A 13,569-nucleotide genomic window follows, 5' to 3' on the forward strand; every position below is an offset into this window, starting at 1 on the left:
TAATATGAGTTCCTTTCTGTCTCTGTCACCACATCCTGAACTGAAGCACCAGCACCACCAGCACGGCCCAGAAGCACAGGGTGTTCACCGCATAGCGGGCTGTCTCCAGGATTCCCAGGGTGTGCACCCTCTGCCGGGACAGCTCCAGGGCTGTCTCCAGGGCTCCCTTGATGTTATAGGTGCCTGTTTCCTGGTCCAGCTGGCGGATTCCAACGTCCACTGTGAAGTAAATCTCCAGCTCTTCCCTGCATTCCCCACAGGTCTCAATGTGTTTTAAAAATTCTTTCAGTTCCTCGTCCGTAATGCTGCCGTTGATATACGGCATTACCAGACGCTCCGCTTCCCTGCAGGTCACAGCCGGCACCTCCTGTCTATCATTTTAATCAAATTCTCCTTACATCATACAATAAATCAGCTTACTTTTCAATGAAAGATTGGGACTCCCGGGACCTGATTCAGGGCCGCATCCGGAGTCAGGCCCCGGCACGGCCCAGACGCCGGACCGTCTATCCCTTCCTGTATTCCCTGGGAGAAACGCCTGTCAGCCGCCGGAATACATCCCCGAAATAATTGCCGTCCGAGAATCCGCAGGCCATGGCCACACCGGTCACGGAAAGGTCTGTGTTGCGCAGCAAATCCGATGCTTTCTGCACGCGGATGTAATTCAGATACTCCTTAAAGCAAAGACCGGTGGAGCTTTTAAATTTCTTTGAAAAATAGGTGGGACTCATGTTGGCAAATGCAGCCACCACCCCCAGCGTCAGCCCTTCCTGATAATGCTGGTTCATATATCTGGCTGCCCTGACCATGGTTTCCTCGGTCTCCTCCAGCATGTGCCCGTCCCCGCGGGCGCCCTGGCAGCGCCCTAATATGACCAGAATCTGGTGAAGGAGGCTGCGAAGCTGTATCTGGCAGTAGCTGTCCCCCTGCTTTTCCTCATCCTGCATCTGTGCCAGCAGTTCCTCCGTCTTTGGGCGGAATTCCGGGGGAATGGTCCGTTTGGGCTGTGAAAAGATATGGTCAAATGCATCCTTTCCGCAAAGGCTTAAAAAGGAGCTGACCGTGTCCTTTGAAAAATAGACGCCGAACCGTTCTGCCTGCCAGTTTGGCTCATACAGCGCCTTGTGGACCTCAAGAGGAGGGATGATGGTCATATCGCCCGGTTCCAGGTAGTAGATATCCTGATTGATAAACATCTTGCATTTCCCGGATAACAGATAATAAATCTCATAATAAGAATGGTAATGAGGGCGCTTCATCACAAAACTGGAGGACCTTCTGATACGGCTGACCTGAACGCTTTTATCCTTTAAAACCATGGTGTTGCTCATACATGCATTCCCTCCTTCATCTTCGCCTGCATCCTTCCTCTGCATGGCCGGACCGCCATGGCAAGAAAACTGTAATTTTCGAAAAATATCCCATAAAATCCGTATTATTCCATCTGTTTTTGTTATACCATAAAGCCATCCAAAGGTAAACAATGAAATGGAGGAATGACCATGATACCCATGGCTGTGATGGTTGCCAATAAAAAAAGCCGCTGCCTTCGGGAAACAGCCGCCGAACAAAAAGGCCTGGGCCTGGCGGAGGTTCCCATGGAGGAGGCCGATATCATATATCTTCCGGATTACAGCAGTCTGGATTTCCAGCAGGTCCTTGCACTTCTGAGAGCAGGAAAGCATGTCCTGTTCGGTGCCATGGGAGCAGCGGATGCCGGTTCCTTAAGGACGCTGGCACAGACAGCGGATGAGCACGGCGCGGTGCTGCTGGAACATATCCATCTTGGGTTTAACCCATGTATGGCTCCCTTAAAGACAGCAGTCAAATGCCTGGGCCCCATACGCCGGATTCGTCTCCATTCCTGTGAGTACGCCTTCACCTGCAAGGGAATCCGCAGCGCTTTTGTCCATGCTCCGGCCCGCCTTCTCCCGGGAGGCGCACTGTTTCAAAGGGGATTGGACTGCATCTATCCTCTTGTGCATCTCTTTGGCATACCGGAGCATCTGGATGCCCGGATGGTGTTCACGGAAAACGGAATGGACGCAGCCGGCGCAGTCAGCGGATATCTGGGCGCTGCCCGGGTGGAGCTGGTTTATTCCAAGATATCCGGCAGCCATGTTCCCAGCCTCATAGAGGGAGAAAAGGGAAGCCTGTTAATCCGTGATATACAGAATTTCAGGGAAGTAACCTATTTCAACCGTTTCGCGGCAGAGGAGCCGCTGGTCTCCTTTTCAGACAAAGCCTGCCGCAGCAGGGAGCTGGAACAGTGCATGGAATATATAGAAGGAAAAAGGGACTGGCGCAGGCACCTCGCAACCTCCTTCCTGGTCTTTCAGATGATGGATGAAATCCGCGGATGCCGGAATCCGGATGCTGGATATAGAAATCCATTCCAGGGGTCCTGTGCGTCTGCCATTTAGATGCGTATAGCGGAACAAACCACAAAACACAAAAAACCGCCGAATCCCTTGATTTCATCAAGGTTTCAACGGTTTTTTCTTATGCCGGCAGCGGGACTTGAACCCGCACGCGGTTACCCGCAACAGATTTTGAGTCTGCATCGTCTGCCATTCCGACACGCCGGCTTACAACGCTGATTATTTTATCACAGGATACATATTTTGGCAAGTGTTTTTTGAAAAAACCTGCGGGACTCTTCACCCCTGACCGGCTGCGCCGCAGGCTGACGGGAATGGACCGGCTGGAGAAAGACTGTCAGGACCGGCTGCTGCCCATTCCCAACAGTCCCCTTCTCACGTTTGTCCTACCGGATTGCCTGCTGGCCGCTGGCCTTGTATATTTCATACCACTCATAATGCTCCAGCCGGAGGTCCAGGGCCTTGACGGCCATATCCAGACGGTCCGGGCGGTTGCTGCCGGAAATAGGGATTGCCCCTGCGGGATGGTACATAATCCAGGCATATATGACAGTGGCTGGGTCTGTGTCATGTCTCTCTGCAATTTTCTTAATGGTTTTCATGGCTGCGGCGCAGAGGCTGTCATTGGGGTCAAACATCCTTCCGCCCGCCAGAGGCGACCATATCATGGGATGGATTCCGGACGCAGTCAGGTCGTCCATCATTCCTGAATTAAAATGCTCAAAGCAGACCGGATTCCACTCAATCTGGTTGGTTACCAGCTGTCCGCCCACTGCTTTGTTAAGGCCGTGGAATTTGCGGGGGTCAAAGTTGGAAACGCCCATCTCCCCAATCTTCCCCTCCCTCTTAAGCTCTGTCAGGGCTCTGGCCGTGGACTCAAAATCAATGCAGGGGTCCTCCCTGTGAATCAGATACAGGTCCAGACGGTCTGTGTGAAGCCGCTTCAGGCTTTCCTCACAGGACTTCTTTACCCTGTCGTATCTTGTGTCATAGTATCCGAACCCATTCTCATTGAAAATTCCGGTTTTGGATACCAGCTGGATTCGGTGCCGGATGGAGGCGTCCTGTTCAAAGGCCCGGCCCATCAGTGTCTCGCACAGCGTGCCGCCGTAGATTTCCGCTGTGTCAAAGGTGGTTACCCCCCGCTCAATGCATTCATTCATGAACCGGGCCAGCTCCTTTGCAGACCAATTCCAGCCGTCCAGTCTCCAGAATCCCTGTACCACGGCTGACAATGACAGCCCTTCTGATAATTTGACTTTTTTCACCTTGTTCCTCCTAATTAAGAATTTTTTCTCATATCCAGGGCAACAGCACTGCATATGATAAGTCCCTTTACAATCAGCTGCCAGTTGGAGTTAACCCCTATGTAGGCAAGTCCATAGCTGATGAAGGTAAATATAAGCACGCCTATGATAACGCCGGATACTTTTCCCACGCCTCCGCTCAGGGATACGCCTCCCACCACGCAGGAGGATATGGCATCAAATTCATATGCATTTCCATATGCTGAGTTGGCGCCTCCGGTCCTGGCCACTTCCAGGATACCGGCCAGTCCCACAAACATGGATTCAATGATGAACACAGTGATGATTACCCTGCTCACATTGATGCCGGATACCTTGGCTGCCTCCGGGTTGCCTCCCACAATATATATGTTCTTCCCGAACACGGTTTTATTGAGCAGGAACCATACCCCGGCAATGGCAATGATGGCAATGACCACCAAAAAGGAAATCTGCCCGAATACCTTGAAACTGCTGAGCACGGTCAAATCCTCCCTGATGCCTCCGATGGGCTGGGAATTGTTGGGCTTCTTGGCAAAATACAGACAGTTGATTCCGTATACAATGGTGCTCATGCCGAATGTGGCGATAAAGGGGGCCATCTTAAGCTTTGCAATCATGAAGCCGTTAATAGCTCCAATCACGGCAACCAGTGCCAGGGTCATGATGACCGGAATAATGATGGGAAGCTCAGGAAGGCCCGGCCAGAACTTGTTGGAATAGTGCACCATCTGCGACAGGGACGCCACCATAACGGCCGCCAGGCCCACCTGACGGCCGCCGGACAGGTCGGTCCCACCTAAAAGCAGGGCAAACATCAGTCCCAACGCACATATCATTTTAACGGCAGACTGGGTCAGTATGTCTGTCAAAACCCTTATCTGCAAAAAAGAAGGTTCAATTATGATGATTCCTATAATCATAAATACCAGCACGATGATAAGGGCTTTATCCATCATAATCTGTTTTATGTCCTTTGCTGTCAAATCCTTTCTTTTCATACCGACACTCCTTCTTTCGTCTTATCGTCAAATTGGGTGGCATACTTCATCACCTCAACCTGGGTGGCTTCCTTCCTGCCAAGGATGCCGGTCTGCTTTCCGGCACACATAATCATGATGCGGTCCGACATCCCCAGTAACTCCGGCATCTCAGAGGAAACCATTATGATTGCCTTTCCCTTTTTCACTAAATCCTGCATGATTCTGTAAATTTCGTATTTGGCTCCCACATCCACGCCCCTGGTGGGTTCATCCAGCATAATGACATCGCAGTTTGCCAGCAGCCATCTGCCAATCAGCACCTTTTGCTGATTCCCCCCCGACAGGTTCTTGATAAGGGTCTTTGTCCCGGCCATGCGGACATCCAGGTCCGTACACACCTTGTCAACGCTGGGAGACAGCTTTTTCGCATGGATGTATCCCAAGACATTGCCGGTCAGCTTCTTATAGGCAACCGCCAGGGTGTTGTCCCATACCGACAGCATGGGAATGATTCCCGTTGCCCTGCGTTCCTCTGTCAGAAGGGCAAATCCGTTGCGTATGGCGTCCTGGGGAGAATGGTTGACCACTCTTTTTCCGTTGACGGACAGCTCCCCGCTTACGATTTTGCGCAGGCCGAATATGGCTTCTATCAGCTCTGTCCTCTGTGCTCCCACCAGCCCGCCTATGCCCAGTATCTCGCCCTTATGCAGGTCAAAGGATACGTTCTTAAAGGAGCGCGGGTCCGCGCTGGTAAAATTCCTTACCTGCAGCATTATCTCGTCTGTCAGGGTCTTTTCACAGACAGGAAAGCGCTCGTCCATCTTCCTGCCCACCATCTGCCCAATAAGCTGGTCTATGGTAATGTCCCCGATATCCCATGTGCCTATGTACTGGCCGTCCCTCATCACGGTTATCTGGTCTGCTATCTCAAATATTTCCTCCAGCTTGTGGGATATGTAGATAATGGAACGCCCTTCCTTCCTCAGCTTGTCAATGATTTTGAACAGATGCCGGGTTTCCGCCACGGTCAGCGAGGAAGTGGGCTCGTCCATGATGATGATTTTTGCATTGTAGGAAACAGCCTTTGCTATCTCGATTGCCTGCATCTGTGAAACAGACAGGTTCTTTGCAAAGGTTGTCACGTCTATATCAAAATCCAAATCCCGAAGCAGGTTCCTGGTCTTTTCCATCATCTGGTTTTCATCCACCACAATACCCTTTGTCTGGAACCTGCCCGCCCATATATTGTCCACCACATTCCGGTAAGGAACCGGATTCAGCTCCTGGTGAATCATGGAAATGCCGCTTTTCAGCGCATCGTTGGGGTCCTTGATATCCATGACCCGGCCATCAATTTCAATGGTCCCGCTGTCAGGATGATAGAGGCCGAACAGACACTTCATCAAAGTGGATTTGCCGGCCCCGTTTTCGCCAATCAATGCATGTACACTTCCAGGCTTCACCGCAAGCTTAATATTGTCAAGGGCTTTTACTCCGGGGAAGGATTTAGACATGTTTTCTATCTTCAGCCTGTATTCTTCCATCTGCTTCCTCCAGGTTCCTTATTCGGACTGGGCCACTGCCAGCATGTCCTCCAGGGTTGCGCTTAAATTGCTTTCATCAACAATCACGTAGGGCACCCATACATACTTCCCGTCAACCGTGCAGTCCACGCCAACCACGTCCTCCGTGATTTCCGTTCCTGCATGCACTGCCTTGATTACATTGATAATGGCGTCGGACTGGCTCTTCCTGTCATTCAGCACAGTGCCCAGAAGGGAACCTGCCTTCATTGCCTCCAGGGCGTCAATATTTGCGTCGATTCCTACAATTGGAACAAATTTTCCGGCATCCCCTGAATTGTAGCCGTTGTTGATGCAAGCCTGCACCGCGCCCATGGCCATGGAATCGTTGTTGCAGAGAACGCCTTCAATTCCGTCGATTCCGTAGGCCGTAATCCATGCGTTCATCTTATCCAGCGCCTGGGCCTGGTCCCAGTTGGCTGTATCGCAGGCCAGAATCTCGTATTCAATCCCGTTCTTTTCCAGGGTTTCTTTATAGGCATCGGTACGCAGGGTAACGTCCTGCTGGCCGATTTCCCCCTGCAGGATAACCAGCTGAAGCTTGCCGTCCCCGTTTTTATCCGCAATGTCCTTTTTGCTGTTCCAGTAGTTAATCAGCGCCTGGGCGCACATTTCACCTGACTGCTTGGCCTGGGCGCCCACATAGCAGATGTTGTCGTACCGTTTCATGGTATCTTCCATTGGCTCCATGTTGAAGAATACGGCCGGCACGCCGTCTGCGTCGCATTTCTTCATCATGTTCTCAATGCTCTCCCTGTCAGGCGCGCATATGGCAACCACATCCGTTTTCTTGCTCAGGGCCACCTCTAATTTGGAATTGGCCGTGGATACGTCATTTGCAGCATCCTGCATATCAAGGGTAATACCGCCCAGCTTCTCGGCCTCGTTCTGCATGATGATGCGGAATCCGCTCTGGAACTGGTCGTCAAAAGCTCTCCAGATAACGGTGGCCTTCATATCCTCCCGGACCTCCCCCTGCTGTCCGGCGCTCTCTGCATCCCTGGCTGTTTCACTGCCTGCCGGCGGCGCTGGCTGTGTCTCCCCCTGACCTCCAAAACAGGCTGTCAATGTTCCCATCATCACTGCTGCTGTCATCCCACATACGATTCTGTTCATACTTTTTTTCATAAGTTATCTTCTCCTTTTAATAGATTAATCCATCAGTGCAAATTCTCTCATTTTCCCCTTAATGAACTCCCTGGCGCAGGCCTGGGAATTTACAAACATGCCTGTGTTGTACTTAAAGTCCGGCTTCTGCTTCATATCCCCAAAGGAATTGGCAACTGCAATCAGTACATCCGTAGCAATGTTGATTTTCCTGATGCCGTTCCTGATGGCTTCCTGTACCTGCTCCTTAGGAGTGCCTGAGCCGCCGTGAAGCACAATGGGGACATCCACTGCATCATGGATTTTCTTAAGCCGTTCAATGTTCAGGTGTGGAGCCGCCACATACACACCGTGCTGTGTCCCGATGCTGACAGCAATGCAGTCAATGCCCGTGCGCTCCACGAATTCCTTTGCCTGGTCCGGGTCTGTCTGGGCGGATTCAGGGTCGCCTTCCACCTTGAAGTTTCCTTCTTCTCCCACCAGCTTGCCCAGCTCGCCTTCCACTGTGATGCCGTAACAGTGGGCGTAATCCGCCACTTTTTTGGTCAGAGCCACATTTTCCTCAAAGGGCAGGGAGGAACCGTCTATCATGACAGAGGAATATCCGGCCTGTATGGCCTGTACGCATTCATCATATGTACGGCAGTGGTCCAGGTGAAGGGCAACAGGGACTTTGCAGTCAGCTGCCTTCATGGCCCTTCTGACGGTTTCCACGGTTCCCTCAAAACCTCCCATCAAATCACAGCAGTCCGTACCCGTGATAAAGATAACCGGAATATCCAGCTGGGTCCCTGCTTCAATTGCTGCCAGGGCAGTTTCATAGGAAACAGTCACATAGGCGCCGTAGGCAATGTTTCTCTCCTCAGCCATCTGCAAAATGTCTTTCATCGGTGATAATTTCATACTCTTTTTTCTCCTTTATTTATGATTTTTATGATGATTGTATAAATACAACTCTTCTTTATAGGGCAGGATGCCGTTTGCCGCCCCCATGTGCTGGACGCTGTGGGAGGCAACCGAGCTTCCCAGTGCCGCGCTTTCAAAAAATGTAAGTCCGTTAATCATGCCTGCCACCAGTCCGGCCATAAAGGAATCACCTGCCCCCGTGGTGTCCACGGCCCGGATTCCCCGGGGGCACTCTATGTATTGCTCACTGGTAAAATCCGTGGCATAGCATCCCTTTGCACCCAGCTTTATTCCAAAATATCTGAGCCCCAGAGGTTTTAAGGCCCTGCGGATTTCCGGTATCTCCCTGCATCCGGTTATGGCCGACGCCTCCTCGTAGCTTGGGAAAAAAATATCCGTATAGGGCAGGACTTCCTTAAACATATCCATCCAGCGGCAGCAGGATGCCCGCTGGTTAAAGGCCGCATCCATAACCGTCATACTGCCCTGGTTCCTGGCCCTTTTAAGGATTCTGGCAAGACCGCCCTGGTTCATCCGGTTAAAACTGCATGCAGAGCCAATGTAAACAATATCTGCATTTTCCATGGCTTCCTCCGGCAGGTCCCTGTCATCCACCTCGTCAAAAATGGATACATCCGACAGAAAATGCCGTTCCCCGTTTTCCTCAATCAGGGCAAAACTGGAAGCAGTCGCATGAACCGGGTCAGTCACCACATGGGAAACATCAATTCCCAGGGTTCTGCATTGGTCCAGAATGAACCTTCCGTTCAGGTCATCTCCCACCCGCCCCGCCATTGTAACAGGAATGCCCAGGCGCGATAAACCAATAGCTGTATTGAGAGCATCCCCGCCGCAGGCCTGCACCGGCTTTTCTATCATGGTGCAGTCTCTGCTTAAGACATCCCGGTCCACGGGTCTTAAAAGGGTATCGCACACCATCATTCCAAAACTAAGTACCACCTTTTAAACCACCCCTCCTTCATCCATATGTCCGTACATACATATAATTGCACAATGTGATATGTTTGTCAAGTACTTGTGGCAAAATTATGATAAAATGTTATTTTTTCAAATTTTCTCTTGCATTTTTCACAACATGCTTTACAATATAATTGATGTTTCGTTTGTACATACATATGCATCTAAAGCTGAAAGGATTTTAAATTATGACTATGTTCACGAAAGAAATAAATAAGGATGTGCCCATTCCCCTTTATTACCAGCTGAAAAATATCATCAAAACAGATATTGAAAACGGCAATCTGAAAACCGGGGATACCATCCCCACTGAGATGGAAATCATGAACCATTACAGCATCAGCCGTTTTACGGTGCGTCAGGCGATTTCCGAACTGGTAAATGAGGGCTACCTGGTCAGAAAGACGAGCAAAGGCACCTTTGTTACGGAACCCAATAAAAAGACCAGCTTCATCAAGTCCTTTGAACCCTTCCACCAGCAAATCCAGGAACTGGGCAAGACCCCGCACACGGAGCTGTTAGATATGTCCGTCATGACGCCGGACGACCGAATCAGGGGACTTCTCCGCCTTGGGGCCAATGAGAAGGTTATATCCCTGTTCAGACGGCGCTTTGCGGATTCAACGCCTGTGGTGACGATTCAGAATTATCTTCCCTACAGCCTCTGCCACTTTGTACTGAGTCATGACTTTAAGGACGTATCTCTATACAATCTCTTCATGTCCCGGCCCGAAACCTGCATTGACAATACCCGTACCATTGTCTCCGCCGAGACAGCCACGCCTGAGGATGTCAAGCTGCTGGAAGTAAAACCAGGCAGCCCCATGCTCTGCTTCAATAATATTTCCACCACCAGCGACGGAACCATAATCGACTATGCCTATGCCCATTACCGCGGGGATATGAATAAGTTTGAAATCAACGAAAGCCCCAAATACCCCCGTTCATAATACAATCCGTCATATACCCGCGCAAAAAAGCAGCGGGACCGGAATAACATCATCCGGCCCCGCTGCTGCGGTTCCCATATCTTAATTTTTCCCAAACACAGAAGCTGTCTTAATATCCAGCTTCCTGCACCACTCCTTCAGTACATCCTCCTTATAGAATGACACGGAAAAATCCTCCAAATCATGGTCAAGGGGTATGTCTGTCTTGATGGTGGCCAATTCCTTTGACAGCCTTGCGGCCGCTTCCCCGCACAGTTCCCCTTCCTCACCTGTTTTAGTCAGGGATTTGTAGGGAGAACGGCTGATTCCCAGGCTGTTCTTCCAGAAGTCCTGCAGCTCCTTCAGCTCCTTTTTGTCCTGCTCCGCCTCATGTATCACCTGGTAAATGTTCTCCACGGTGCCGTATTCACCCAGCAAAAGAGGGGCTGCGCTGGCAACGCCCCTGACTCCCGGAATGTTGTCGGAGGTGTCGCCCTGTATTCCCTTCAGGTCCGTAATCTGCTCTGGCCACACTCCCTCCTCGGAGTACACGGTTTCCGCCGTAAACTCAAAGGTTTTTTCCGGCAGGTTTACCGACGTTTTATCCAGACCGTAAAGCCCGTAATATTTTCCGTAAAGCTCCTCCGCCTTCTCCTGCCTGGCCTGGACCATCCAGGCCCTTACATTGTACGCGTCGTTTACCAGCTGCAGGTAGTCATGGTCCTTGGTCATCACCACCACAGGTACCTGCTCCCTGAATTTATAGACAAGGCTTCCGGCGTAATCATCCGCCTCATACCGGTCGCTGTAGAGCACCTTAAAGCCCGCCTCCTCCAAAATCCGCTCCATCAGCACAAACTGCTGCTTAAGGGGCTCCGGAGTCCTGCTTCTGGTGCCCTTATACTCAGGATACAGCTCCCTGCGGAAGGTATCCCTTGTCTTGTCAAACACAAAAGCCATGTAGGCCGGCTGCTGCTTTTTCAGCAGGGACGCCACGGCCTTCAGCACCCCCATGATGCCGTTGGTGTAGGTCCCGTCCGATGCGTGAAGGATTTTCCCGTAATGCTTTTCCTTCTCCTCGTCGGTCTTGGCAAACATAATTTCCCTGGGCAGTACTGCATAATAACAGGTTGACAGCAGGGATGAGCCGTCAACAATCACGAATTTTCTTTCTGACATCCTGATTCCATCTCTTTCTTGCGTATTCTGTCATTGCGCGGGTTCTCCATCCTTATCTGCGGTGATGCCTGTCCCAGATTCCTGCAAACAGCAGGGCGGCTACAATGAATACCAGCACAATCATCCGTTCCATCTGTCCCATATGGCTCCTCCTCCCGGAGACATGATTTTACCCGGAAGTCACAGCTTCCTCAAGACTGTATCATACACCAGTTTTGTCCTGGCGTCAAAGAGAACCCACAGAATCTCTTCCAGCTCACCCGGATGCCCTTCTGTAAATTCCCTGGCTGTCCCAATGGCGGTTTTGGCTGCCAGCTCCACCGGGAAGTGGTATATGCCGGTGGAGACAGAGGGAAACGCAATCCGCTTCACCCCGTGTTCCACTGCCAGCAAAAGGGAATTGCGGTAACAGGAGGCAAGCATTTCCTGCTCATTGTGCTCCCCTCCGTTCCACACAGGGCCAACCGTGTGGATGATGTACCTGCAGTCCAGATTGTAAGCCTTTGTAAGCCTGGCCTGTCCTGTCTTACAGCCGCCTAGCAGCCTGCACTCATGCAGCAGTTCCTTTCCCGCGGCCCTGTGGATGGCCCCGTCCACCCCTCCTCCTCCAAGGAGGGATGAGTTGGCCGCATTTACGATTGCATCCATTCCGGTTATCTTCGTTATATCACCTAATACAGTACCTATGACTGTGCTTTTTTCATTCTTCATGGCTGGCCTCCTCTGATACCTTTTTTTAATTATACCATATAACCCCTCAGTCCTGACAGCAGTAATTCCCCGATTTTTCCTGCCCCGCTGTCAGCCGCAAAGGTATGGACCAGACAAGCCTTATCTCTGCCCAGGATGTTCTCCAGTTCAGCAAAGGAAAGCAGGCCTTTGAGATACAATTTTACAATTTCCATGGGTCCGCTGCCGATTTCCGCCACCAGCTCTAAATGTGTCATGATTCACCTTCTTTCTGCCTTTTTCAACCCTCTGTTAAAAATGCCGGCCTAATAATATATGCATGCATTTTCCAGAATATTCCTGCTGGCAGCCATTTGATTCCTGTGAAATCATGAAAATCTTTCGTTTTACCTATGGTAAAGATTAATCATTCCATTGAAAAAAGTCAGCTTTTTGTAAGAAACATTACGCTTCATTACATTTCGCTGACTTCCGTTGCAATTCATCCTGAACTATGGTATATTCACATCAGGTCAGAAATGACGCTAGCCCGGCAGCTTCCACAGCCCCATGTTGTGGAAGCGCCGGGCTCCCCCCAAAAAGAATTCTTACCCGAATCTTTGCCGAAGGTTTCTTCCTTCAAATCACGGCCCGTTATTCTTCGTATTTCCAGATTTGCACCTCACCTGAATACCCCTCAAACGTACGCTTAATGATATCCTCCACAATATTCCAGTCGCCGCCTGCACTGCCGCATCCTATTTTGTAGGGAAACGCCACTGTCTCGTTTTTGTCCCTGGCTTCCAGAAAATTCCGGATTTCCCCCATGGCCTTTTCCAATGCATCATAATCGGTATAGACCATTTTTTTCCTGCCGTAATCATTCTGCCCGTACAGATTTCCAATGAGGAACCAGCGTCCGTCCTTTTCCACCGGCTGGGCAGATACCCTTCCCAGCAGTCTGGACGTGTCCCCGTGTTCTTTTTCAATCCACTGCTTTGTAATCCTCTTATAGGTTTTCTCCACCTCAGGAAACAGCTTTTTTACCTGTCCAGCGATGCCATAGCCGAATGCGCCCTGGCAGTTCACCTGATGGCACAGGATGTCTGCCTTTGAATCAAATATGCTGCCATTGTAATACTGAATCATATGTTCCTCCTCTGTCCGTTGTTTTCCATCGTATTTCTCTCTCCACATCCACGATTTCCGCTTCTGTATTTTCCTCCAAAAAACGCACAATTTCTTCCATAATACTGTCCGCCTGGGCATATCCTCCCTGTCCATAGCCCGCCGGTTCATGACATGTCCCGCTTTTCCGTCCTGCCCAGCAGGTAGTCCACGGAACAGCCGAAGTAGTCCGCCAGCTTTACCAGCGAAACCGCATTGGGCACGCTCCTTCCGTTTTTCCAGTCGCTGATATTTCCCATAGATACATCCAGCTCCCTGGATACCTGGCTGGTGCTGCCCTTGCGTCTGATTTCCGCAAACAGATTTTTCAAGTCAATCCTGTCCTGTACCACATTCCATCCCCCAATTCCAGTAAAAAGTTGTGTCGAATCTATCATAAA

16 protein-coding genes and 1 tRNA gene are annotated in these 13,569 nt (G+C 50.7%); 2 read left to right on the forward strand and 15 right to left on the reverse strand.

What is annotated here, in order from left to right; translation table 11 throughout:
- Positions 1–25: 25 nt before the first annotated feature.
- Both I2H39_RS01670 and I2H39_RS01675 read right to left on the reverse strand, forming a co-directional pair.
- A complete protein-coding gene (locus I2H39_RS01670; protein WP_138310170.1) occupies positions 26–355 on the reverse strand; it encodes a zf-HC2 domain-containing protein in 330 nt (109 codons plus the stop codon).
- Between the two features lie 151 nt (positions 356–506).
- Positions 507–1,331 carry a helix-turn-helix domain-containing protein gene (locus tag I2H39_RS01675; RefSeq protein ID WP_138310171.1) on the reverse strand — a complete coding sequence of 275 codons (825 nt, stop codon included), beginning with the start codon at positions 1,329–1,331 and terminating at the stop codon, positions 507–509.
- A 171-nt stretch (positions 1,332–1,502) separates the two neighbouring features.
- Here I2H39_RS01675 and I2H39_RS01680 point away from each other — a divergent pair, with 171 nt between their 5' ends.
- Complete coding sequence (locus I2H39_RS01680; protein WP_227146521.1) at positions 1,503–2,423, forward strand: hypothetical protein; 921 nt, start codon at positions 1,503–1,505, stop codon at positions 2,421–2,423.
- 82 nt (positions 2,424–2,505) lie between these two features.
- On the opposite strand, the gene I2H39_RS01685 is transcribed toward I2H39_RS01680, so the two are convergent.
- The 7 genes from I2H39_RS01685 to I2H39_RS01715 form a co-directional block, all read right to left on the reverse strand.
- Positions 2,506–2,588, reverse strand: a tRNA-Leu gene (locus I2H39_RS01685).
- A 179-nt stretch (positions 2,589–2,767) separates the two neighbouring features.
- Positions 2,768–3,649 carry an aldo/keto reductase gene (locus tag I2H39_RS01690; protein ID WP_195625663.1) on the reverse strand — a complete coding sequence of 294 codons (882 nt, stop codon included), beginning with the start codon at positions 3,647–3,649 and terminating at the stop codon, positions 2,768–2,770.
- Between the two features lie 14 nt (positions 3,650–3,663).
- Positions 3,664–4,668: a beta-methylgalactoside transporter gene (locus I2H39_RS01695; protein ID WP_195625664.1), complete on the reverse strand. Its 1,005-nt coding sequence runs from the start codon at positions 4,666–4,668 to the stop codon at positions 3,664–3,666.
- A complete protein-coding gene (locus I2H39_RS01700; RefSeq protein WP_138310175.1) occupies positions 4,665–6,194 on the reverse strand; it encodes a sugar ABC transporter ATP-binding protein in 1,530 nt (509 codons plus the stop codon). Before I2H39_RS01700 ends, I2H39_RS01695 begins: the two co-directional genes overlap by 4 nt.
- Positions 6,195–6,212: 18 nt before the next feature.
- Entirely contained in the window at positions 6,213–7,361 is a 1,149-nt protein-coding gene (locus I2H39_RS01705) for a galactose ABC transporter substrate-binding protein (RefSeq protein ID WP_138310176.1), read from the reverse strand.
- 24 nt (positions 7,362–7,385) lie between these two features.
- Positions 7,386–8,243 carry a class II fructose-bisphosphate aldolase gene (locus tag I2H39_RS01710; RefSeq protein WP_195625665.1) on the reverse strand — a complete coding sequence of 286 codons (858 nt, stop codon included), beginning with the start codon at positions 8,241–8,243 and terminating at the stop codon, positions 7,386–7,388.
- A 15-nt stretch (positions 8,244–8,258) separates the two neighbouring features.
- On the reverse strand, positions 8,259–9,206 hold the full coding sequence (locus I2H39_RS01715) for a carbohydrate kinase family protein (protein WP_138310178.1): 948 nt from the start codon (positions 9,204–9,206) through the stop codon (positions 8,259–8,261).
- 206 nt (positions 9,207–9,412) lie between these two features.
- On the opposite strand from I2H39_RS01715, the gene I2H39_RS01720 reads away from it, so the two are divergent.
- A complete protein-coding gene (locus tag I2H39_RS01720) occupies positions 9,413–10,174 on the forward strand; it encodes a GntR family transcriptional regulator (protein WP_195625666.1) in 762 nt (253 codons plus the stop codon).
- A gap of 81 nt (positions 10,175–10,255) precedes the next feature.
- On the opposite strand, the gene I2H39_RS01725 is transcribed toward I2H39_RS01720, so the two are convergent.
- The 6 genes from I2H39_RS01725 to I2H39_RS01745 all read right to left on the reverse strand — a co-directional run bounded on the left by I2H39_RS01725 (position 10,256) and on the right by I2H39_RS01745 (position 13,521).
- Entirely contained in the window at positions 10,256–11,332 is a 1,077-nt protein-coding gene (locus I2H39_RS01725) for a 5'-3' exonuclease H3TH domain-containing protein (RefSeq protein WP_195625667.1), read from the reverse strand.
- A 180-nt stretch (positions 11,333–11,512) separates the two neighbouring features.
- Positions 11,513–12,043, reverse strand: coding sequence for an O-acetyl-ADP-ribose deacetylase (locus I2H39_RS01730; RefSeq protein ID WP_195625668.1), 531 nt, complete (start codon positions 12,041–12,043; stop codon positions 11,513–11,515).
- A gap of 29 nt (positions 12,044–12,072) precedes the next feature.
- Positions 12,073–12,279: a hypothetical protein gene (locus tag I2H39_RS01735; RefSeq protein ID WP_138310182.1), complete on the reverse strand. Its 207-nt coding sequence runs from the start codon at positions 12,277–12,279 to the stop codon at positions 12,073–12,075.
- 376 nt (positions 12,280–12,655) lie between these two features.
- Positions 12,656–13,150 (reverse strand): macro domain-containing protein, encoded by a 495-nt coding sequence (locus I2H39_RS01740; protein WP_138310183.1) that lies wholly within the window; start codon positions 13,148–13,150, stop codon positions 12,656–12,658.
- Positions 13,119–13,250: a hypothetical protein gene (locus tag I2H39_RS29430; protein ID WP_264469627.1), complete on the reverse strand. Its 132-nt coding sequence runs from the start codon at positions 13,248–13,250 to the stop codon at positions 13,119–13,121. Before I2H39_RS29430 ends, I2H39_RS01740 begins: the two co-directional genes overlap by 32 nt.
- Positions 13,251–13,296: 46 nt before the next feature.
- Positions 13,297–13,521, reverse strand: a complete 225-nt coding sequence (locus I2H39_RS01745) for a helix-turn-helix transcriptional regulator (protein ID WP_138310184.1) — start codon at positions 13,519–13,521, stop codon at positions 13,297–13,299.
- Between the last annotated feature and the right edge of the window lie 48 nt (positions 13,522–13,569).

Source organism: Clostridium sp. 1001283B150225_161107_B6 (assembly GCF_015556325.1).
Lineage (GTDB): Bacteria > Bacillota > Clostridia > Lachnospirales > Lachnospiraceae > Enterocloster.

What these genes read in the sequence shown, in the direction of transcription:
- I2H39_RS01680 (WP_227146521.1), top strand. Translation starts at nt 1,503, where the DNA reads ATGATACCCATGGCTGTGATGGTTGCCAATAAAAAAAGCCGCTGCCTT.
- I2H39_RS01720 (WP_195625666.1), top strand. Translation starts at nt 9,413, where the DNA reads ATGACTATGTTCACGAAAGAAATAAATAAGGATGTGCCCATTCCCCTT.
- I2H39_RS01735 (WP_138310182.1), bottom strand. Translation starts at nt 12,279, where the DNA reads ATGACACATTTAGAGCTGGTGGCGGAAATCGGCAGCGGACCCATGGAA.
- I2H39_RS01700 (WP_138310175.1), bottom strand. Translation starts at nt 6,194, where the DNA reads ATGGAAGAATACAGGCTGAAGATAGAAAACATGTCTAAATCCTTCCCC.
- I2H39_RS01725 (WP_195625667.1), bottom strand. Translation starts at nt 11,332, where the DNA reads ATGTCAGAAAGAAAATTCGTGATTGTTGACGGCTCATCCCTGCTGTCA.
- I2H39_RS29430 (WP_264469627.1), bottom strand. Translation starts at nt 13,250, where the DNA reads ATGGAAGAAATTGTGCGTTTTTTGGAGGAAAATACAGAAGCGGAAATC.
- I2H39_RS01740 (WP_138310183.1), bottom strand. Translation starts at nt 13,150, where the DNA reads ATGATTCAGTATTACAATGGCAGCATATTTGATTCAAAGGCAGACATC.
- I2H39_RS01705 (WP_138310176.1), bottom strand. Translation starts at nt 7,361, where the DNA reads ATGAAAAAAAGTATGAACAGAATCGTATGTGGGATGACAGCAGCAGTG.
- I2H39_RS01730 (WP_195625668.1), bottom strand. Translation starts at nt 12,043, where the DNA reads ATGAAGAATGAAAAAAGCACAGTCATAGGTACTGTATTAGGTGATATA.
- I2H39_RS01710 (WP_195625665.1), bottom strand. Translation starts at nt 8,243, where the DNA reads ATGAAATTATCACCGATGAAAGACATTTTGCAGATGGCTGAGGAGAGA.
- I2H39_RS01695 (WP_195625664.1), bottom strand. Translation starts at nt 4,668, where the DNA reads ATGAAAAGAAAGGATTTGACAGCAAAGGACATAAAACAGATTATGATG.
- I2H39_RS01675 (WP_138310171.1), bottom strand. Translation starts at nt 1,331, where the DNA reads ATGAGCAACACCATGGTTTTAAAGGATAAAAGCGTTCAGGTCAGCCGT.